This window comes from Dyella sp. EPa41 (assembly GCF_016586165.1).
GTDB lineage: Bacteria > Pseudomonadota > Gammaproteobacteria > Xanthomonadales > Rhodanobacteraceae > Dyella.
Genome location: NZ_BCPR01000135.1, coordinates 1 through 4567 on the forward strand (window position 1 = coordinate 1; position 4567 = coordinate 4567).

The following is a 4567-nucleotide window of genomic DNA, read 5'->3' on the forward strand; positions in this document are numbered from 1 at the left end:
ACCCTAGCCCCTCTCCACGGAGGGGAGAGGGAGCTAAGCGTCAGGCGTCCAGCGCTTGCCGTATCCGGCGCCCAGGAATGCCTTGGCACGCGCGACGACGTCATCGACGCCCTCCGCACCCGCCAGGCGCTCCACCAGCGCACTGCCGATCACCACCGCATCCGCGAAACCGGCGATGGCCTTGGCCGACTGCGCATCGCGCACGCCGAAACCCACGGCCACCGGTGCCTTGGACTTCGCACGGATATCGGCTACACGAGCAGCAATGTCATTGGTGCTCAATCGTGCCGCGCCCGTGATGCCGGCGAACGAGACATAGTACAGGAAACCCTCCGCCGACCCGCACAACCGCACCATACGCGCGGGTGCGGTTGTGGGCGCCGCCAGCAGGATCTGCTGCAGGCCCGCATCCTTCAGCGGCTTGAGCACGACGGCTTCTTCCAACGGGCAATCGACGACCAGCACGCCATCGACGCCGGCCCGAACAGCCTCTTCGGCGAAGCGGGCATAGCCATGTATCTCAATGGGATTGAGGTAGCCCATCAGCACGATCGGCGTGTCCGCATCGCGCTGGCGGAACTGCGCGACCCAGCCCAGCACGTCGCCAAGGCCCACGCCCTTGGCGATCGCGCGCTCGCTGGCGTGCTGGATCACCGGGCCGTCCGCCATCGGATCGGAAAACGGCACGCCCAGTTCGATCACGTCGGCGCCGGCGTCAACCAGCGCATGCATGAGTGCCACGGCATGCTGCGGCGAGGGATCGCCGGCGGTGACGAAGGGAATGAGCCCGGTGCGCCGGGCGGACTTCAGTTGTTCGAAACGACGGTCGATGCGGCTCATACCTGCACTCCTTCGCGGGCGGCAATCGTGTGCACGTCCTTGTCGCCGCGACCGGACAGGTTGCACAGCACCAGGGCGTCCTTCGGGTATTCGCGCGCCAGCTTGATGGCCTGAGCCACGGCATGGCTCGACTCCAGCGCGGCGAGGATGCCTTCGGTACGCGCCAGCAGATGGAATGCCTCCAGCGCTTCGTCGTCGGTGACGCCGACGTATTCGGCCCGCCCCGCATCCTTCAGGAACGCATGCTCGGGACCCACGCCCGGATAGTCGAGACCCGCCGACACCGAATGCGTTTCGGTGATCTGTCCGTTGTCGTCACACAGCACGTAGGTGCGATTGCCGTGCAGTACGCCGGGACGACCGGCCGCCAGCGACGCCGCGTGATGCCCCGTGGCAATGCCCTCGCCCGCCGCCTCGGCGCCCACGATGCGCACCTTCTCGTCATTGAGGAAGGCATGGAACAGGCCGATCGCGTTGGAGCCGCCACCCACGCAGGCGGTGATCACGTCGGGCAGGCGGCCGAACTGCTCCTGCACCTGCACGCGCGCTTCGCGGCCGACGATGGCGTTGAAGTCGCGCACCATCAGCGGATACGGATGCGGGCCGGCGACCGTGCCGATGATGTAGAAGGTATCGGCCACGTTGGTGACCCAGTCGCGCATCGCTTCGTTCAGCGCATCCTTGAGCGTCCTGGAGCCCGAGGTCACCGGCACCACGTCGGCGCCGAGCAGCTTCATGCGGTAGACGTTGATCTTCTGCCGCTCGATGTCGACCGCGCCCATGTAGACCACGCACTTGAGGCCGAAGCGCGCCGCCACCGTGGCGCTGGCCACGCCGTGCTGGCCCGCGCCGGTCTCCGCGATGATGCGCGGTTTGCCCATGCGCCTGGCCACCAGCGCCTGGCCGATGGTGTTGTTGATCTTGTGCGCGCCGGTGTGGTTGAGGTCTTCGCGCTTGAGCAGGATGCGCGCGCCGCCCACGTGCTGCGACAGCCGCTCGGCGTGGTACACCGGGCTGGGGCGGCCCACGTAGTACTTCAGGTCGCTGTCCAGTTCGGCGAGGAACGCTGGATCCTCGCGCAGGCGCAGGTAGGCCTCGGTCAGCTCGGCCAACGGGGCCATCAGGGTTTCGGCGACGTAGCTGCCGCCGTACGCGCCGAACCGACCGTGCTCGTCGGGATAGGCGCTGAAGTCGATCTTGGTCATGGGGTCACTCGCCAGCGGGGATGCGCACGCCACCCTACCCCAGAGCCCCCGTTCCCAAAAGCGATATGATCGTCGCCATCTGTCAAATAAACTCACAGATGCCATGCCCCGGCCACTGCCCTCCCTGAATGCCCTGCTCGCCTTCGAAGCCGCCGCCCGCCTGGGAAGCGTGAGCAAGGCGGCGGTCGAGCTGCATGTCACCCATGGGGCTGTCAGCCGACACATACGCTCACTGGAGGAAGAGCTGGGCCTGGCCCTGTTCCAGCGCCAGGGGCGCGGCTTGGCGCTCACGGCCGCCGGGCAGCGCCTGCGCGATACCAGCACGGCGGCATTCGCCCAATTGCGCGACACGGTGGAGTCGCTCCGGCCAGAGGCCAACCACACGCCTTTCGTGCTGGGCTGCCCGGTCAGCCTGCTCGCGCGCTGGATGATTCCGCGCCTTGAACGCCTGATGGCCGACCTGCCCGGCCTCGACCTGCACCTGCGCCCGCAGGAAGCGCCATTCGACGACGCCCTCGGCGGCCTCGACGCGGCCGTGCTCGCCGGCGAGGCGCCCTGGCCCGCGTCGTGGCATGTACGCCCCCTGGTGCGCGAACGCATCGGCCCGGTGGCCAGCCCCGAGTTTGCGAAAGCCCACCGGCTTGCCGGGCGATCACCTGGTGTGGTGCTCGAGCTGCCGCTGCTGCATACGCAATCGAGGCCTCGCGCGTGGGGCAGTTGGGCTCAGACCACCGGCGTTGCCCCCACGCAACTGTCCAGGGCGCAGGGCTATCCCCACCTCTATCACCTGATCGAAGCGGCCGTTGCGGGACGTGGCCTCGCCATCGCGCCCGAGCCGCTGGTGGCGGACGACCTGGCATCCGGCCGCCTGGTCGCGCCCTGGGGTTTCGTGGACTCTTCAGCGCAGTGGGTGCTTGCCACGCCATCGCGCATGCCGGCCGAACGATCGGAGGCGCTGGCACGCTGGCTAAGCGCGGAGTTCAACCGCCACGCCGGCTGAATCGATTGCGCATTTGCGCGCCAGCGCGTCGCGACGCTTTTGCCATCAAGCAGATAGCACAGCTTATCCACAGGCTTTTCCAGCACGCATCCACATGGGCTGTGGAAAACCGGGTCGATTACCCGTGGCGTCGATACTGCCACTGCAGGAACGCGCCCCGTGCGCGACCGCCGGGTCGAGGCGTTCCGCTCCGCCCGTCATCGCGCACGGGGTGCGCTCCTACAAAGAGTTCCGCGCTACAGGTATTGGCGAATGCGCTCCAGCAATTTCATCGACTGCTCGGCGTCGAGTTCGCCCAGCCAACCGCGTTTTTCCCCGGGAAGATGCGCGGCCGGATCCTCGTCGCCGAACACGTAATAATCGAGCAGTTCGCGCCACGCCGCGCGCTCGGATGGCGGCAGCGACTTGAACAACAGGATGCAATGCAACAGGCCGCCGAGACGCGTGTTCGGCACCAGGCTCTTCCCTTGCGGCGGTTTCCACCAGTAGTTCACCAGCGCATTGAGCTTGCCCAGCGACGCCACGTGATGCCACCACATCGGCGGGATGTAGATCGCATCGCCGGGCTCCAGATCGGCCACCAGCGCATGCTCCAGGGCGAGCTTCAATCGCGGGAAACGCGGATCGTCCAGCCGGTCGAGGCGGGCCATGCTGATCGCGGCACCGGTCGGCGCGAAATCCAGCGGGCCGATATAGAGGTTGCGCACCTGCCCCGGCGGAAACAGCGTAAAACGCCGCGTGCCGCACACCACGCAGGCGATGTTCTGGTACTCGTCGAAATGCGCGGGCGTCGTGACCTGGTTGCCGATCCACAGCCGTGGTGGAATCGCTGCGTCGAGCATGGGCACCGCGTGCCCGGCAAGCAGCGTCGGCAGGCAACCGGCGATGGTGGCGCTTTGCAAGGCAATACCCGGTGCCTGGTCCTGGTCGATGGAAGCCAGAAGGCGTTGCAGGACCTGTGTCACCGTCACCTTGTAATGGCTGAAATTGAACGCCTCCGCATCGCCGCGATAACCCACCACGCCGTCCGCCTCGGGCGGCATCACGAGCGCATCGACCACCGTGCCGTTGTCGTGCGCGATGAGATGCGATGCGAACGCGTGGTCGGATTGGCGCGCCATGGCCACCAGCGGCCAATGCGTCACCAGCCCGCGGATGACCCGAGGGCGCGCCTCCGCGACGAGCGCGTCCAGCGCGTCGGGCTGGCCCTCGTAGTGAAACGCTTCGATCGGTGCGGACATGCGGTACCTGGGTTGCATCGCGGCTGACAGGCCATGCTAGCAGCGCGCCCCTGCTCCCCTGTAGGAGCGCACCCAGTGCGCGACCGCAGTGCATCTGTGACCTCTGCGGTCGCGCACTGGGTGCGCTCCTACTGAGAGAGGTTATCGCTCGCGATGTGCCGCGCAGCGGCACGAGCCTTCGAATATCCCCTGTGGGGCGGTGAGGGGTGGACGGGCGAAGCCCGGCCAGCGCCACGCGGGGTGCCTTTCTCTTTGGTTACTTTCTCTTGGGCAAGCAAGAG

Annotated in this window: 3 protein-coding genes and 1 pseudogene; 1 reads left to right on the forward strand and 3 read right to left on the reverse strand. The window is 67.2% G+C overall.

The annotated features are described in order from the left end of the window. Window positions 1-40: 40 nt before the first annotated feature. Both trpA and trpB read right to left on the reverse strand, forming a co-directional pair. Window positions 41-840, reverse strand: a pseudogene (gene trpA / locus JMF82_RS21575) (tryptophan synthase subunit alpha). Continuing rightward, on the reverse strand, window positions 837-2045 hold the full coding sequence (gene trpB / locus JMF82_RS21580; RefSeq protein ID WP_201316579.1) for a tryptophan synthase subunit beta: 1209 nt from the start codon (window positions 2043-2045) through the stop codon (window positions 837-839). Before trpB ends, trpA begins: the two are co-directional and overlap by 4 nt. A 103-nt stretch (window positions 2046-2148) precedes the next feature. Between trpB and JMF82_RS21585 the strand changes: the two genes are divergently transcribed. Beyond that, window positions 2149-3045, forward strand: a complete 897-nt coding sequence (locus tag JMF82_RS21585; RefSeq protein WP_201316580.1) for a LysR family transcriptional regulator — start codon at window positions 2149-2151, stop codon at window positions 3043-3045. 236 nt (window positions 3046-3281) lie between these two features. On the opposite strand, the gene JMF82_RS21590 is transcribed toward JMF82_RS21585, so the two are convergent. After that, the gene (locus JMF82_RS21590) at window positions 3282-4286 is read right to left on the reverse strand and encodes a cupin-like domain-containing protein (RefSeq protein WP_201316581.1); all 1005 of its coding nucleotides are present in this window, start codon (window positions 4284-4286) and stop codon (window positions 3282-3284) included. Window positions 4287-4567: the final 281 nt, after the last annotated feature.

Bases quoted from the DNA above. Each gene is read 5' to 3' on its own strand.
- JMF82_RS21585 (WP_201316580.1), top strand. From the start codon at position 2,149: ATGCCCCGGCCACTGCCCTCCCTGAATGCCCTGCTCGCCTTCGAAGCC.
- trpB (WP_201316579.1), bottom strand. From the start codon at position 2,045: ATGACCAAGATCGACTTCAGCGCCTATCCCGACGAGCACGGTCGGTTC.
- JMF82_RS21590 (WP_201316581.1), bottom strand. From the start codon at position 4,286: ATGTCCGCACCGATCGAAGCGTTTCACTACGAGGGCCAGCCCGACGCG.